Raw genomic sequence first — 2,615 nt, forward strand, 5'->3', positions numbered from 1 at the left:
CTTTTTGTTCGAACAGATCGACGACTTCACCGAACTGCTGATGCCCGAGGATCTGCTGTCACAAACCTCCATTTTGGCCGAACTGCGCAAGGTCATGACCGAGGACGCCTGTCAGGACGTCGAGATCATCGGCTGGCTTTACCAGTTCTACATCTCGGAAAAAAAGGATCAGGTCTTCGCGGGCGTGAAAAAGAACGTCAAGATCACGGCCGAGAACATCCCCGCCGCGACGCAGCTGTTCACCCCGCACTGGATCGTGCGCTATTTGGTGGAGAACTCGCTGGGGCGGCTCTGGCTGCTGAACCGGCCGGGATCAAAGCTGGCCGAGCGGATGGATTATTACATCGCACCAGAAGAACCCGAGACGGATTTTCTGAAGATTGGCAAGCCCGAAGAGATCAAACTCTGCGATCCGGCCTGCGGGTCGGGGCATATGCTGACCTATGCGTTTGATCTGCTCTACGCCATCTATGAGGAAGAGGGGTATGAGGCCGACAAGATCCCGGCACTGATCCTGACCCACAACCTGACCGGGGTGGAGATTGACGACCGCGCGGGCGCGCTGGCCGCCTTTGCGCTGGCGATGAAAGCGGCGGCCAAGCTGGGGCGGCGGCGGTTTCTGCGGATGGAGGCGAAGCCCGGTATCTGCGTGTTGCAGAACGTGGCCTTTACGGATGCCGAGATGCAGGACGTGGCTGCCGTGGTCGGCAAGGACCTTTTCACGGACGAACTGCGCGAGACGCTTATGCAGTTCGAGCAAGGCAAGAACTTCGGTTCGCTGATCGTGCCGAAACTGCGCGATCCAGCCGAGACGCTGCGGGTCGTGGAGGCGCGGGATTTTGTCGGCGATCTGCTGCTGAAGGAGGTGCAGGACCGCGTCATGGCCGTGCTGCGCATGGCCGAGGCGCTGACGCCGAAGTATCATGTGGTGGTGGCTAACCCGCCTTATATGGGCGCGCGAAATATGAACCCCATACTAAAAAAATGGCTCACCACACACTATTCCTCAGAAAAAACGGATCTCATGACCTGCTTCATCGCTGTGAGCAAGAATTTGACCACACCCAACGGCTTTTTTGGAATTATCAATCTGCCGTCGTGGATGTTCTTGGGAACCTATTCCGAACTTCGTGAAGAACTTCTCACCAACAGCACCTTCCTCAATATGCTGCACTTGGGCCGTGGAATCTTTGGGTCGGACTTCGGAACAACCGCTTTTTGCATCGCTAAGAGGCCGCCAAAAGTTGGAGACACGGGTATCTATAGGAGGCTCTTTGATCAACATGTTGACGTACGAACTCCTACTCAAATCGAACAACTTTTCAGGCAAGAAGACTATAATCGTTACACGGCAAGCCAGTCGGATTTCAAGAAAGTACCGGGACAGCCGATCTCTTATTGGCTGTCGGATGTAATCAAAAATGCGTTTGCTACGATGCCATCGGTCGGCAGTGTCACCCTATCTTCGAACGGTATCCAAACAGGCGACAACGACCGCTTTGTTAGACAATGGCACGAAGTCGACGGGGTTAAGTCGAGACAAGGCAACAAATGGGTCCCATACAACAAGGGCGGTCCATTTAGAAAGTGGTATGGCAACAATGAGTATTTCGTGAATTGGGCCGACAACGGTCGAGAGATCAAGCAGCAAGATAATTGCTGCATAAGAGGCGAAAAAAAGTATTTCATACCTGGGATAACTTGGTCCGACATCACGTCCGGCCCATCGTCATTCAAATACTTTTCTGAAGGCCATCTATTTGACGCAAAGGGACCTTCAGCATTCTTCGAGGGTGAATCTCTGACATATGCGTTAGGATTTCTGAATTCCAAAGTGGTCTCAGTGCTAACGCCAATCCTCAACCCAAGCTTGAGTTTTCAGATTGGCGACTTCCGCAACTTACCCCTCGCGAAAGCTTCGGACGTTCCTTCCGCTTTCAAAGCAGGCCAAAACGCAGAGCTGGCGGTCGATTTTTGCCGCGCCGACTGGGACGCCTACGAAACCTCTTGGGATTTCACCACGCTCCCGCTGCTCCAACCCGATCATCGCGCCGAGACGTTGGAGGACACCTACACCACCCTCCGCACCCATTGGCAGGGCATGACGGACGAGATGCAGCGGTTGGAGGAAGAGAACAACCGCATCTTCATCGACGCTTACGGTTTGCAAGACGAGCTGACCCCCGAGGTGCCGCTGAATGAGATCACGCTGACCTGCAACCCCGCCTATCGCTATGGCATCAAGAATGACGTGGCCGCGAACGAGGCCCGCCTGCGCGCCGACACGATGGCCGAGTTCCTCTCCTACGCCGTCGGCTGCATGTTCGGCCGCTACAGCCTCGACGCGCCCGGCCTGATCCTCGCCAATCAGGGCGAAACGCTGGCCGACTACCTTTCCCGCGTGCCCGAGCCCAGCTTCATGCCGGACAAGGATAACGTCATCCCCGTGCTCGACGCCGACTGGTTCGCCGATGACATCACCGACCGCTTTCGCCAGTTCCTGCGCGTCAGTTTCGGCGAAGACACGTTCCGCGAAAACCTGCGCTTTATCGAGGACGCGCTGGGCAAGGATATCCGCAAGTATTTCACCAAGGATTTCTACGGCGACCATGTGA

The 2,615-nt window shown here is 55.5% G+C and carries 1 protein-coding gene; it reads left to right on the forward strand.

Features of this window, described 5'->3' with window-relative positions; genetic code table 11:
* On the forward strand, positions 1-2,615 hold a 2,615-nt coding region (pglX, locus tag AKU94_RS04670; RefSeq protein ID WP_050526174.1), incomplete at both ends, for a BREX-1 system adenine-specific DNA-methyltransferase PglX.

Origin of the sequence: Pseudorhodobacter aquimaris (genome assembly GCF_001202025.1) — a bacterium.
GTDB classification, from domain to species: Bacteria; Pseudomonadota; Alphaproteobacteria; order Rhodobacterales; family Rhodobacteraceae; genus Pseudorhodobacter; species Pseudorhodobacter aquimaris.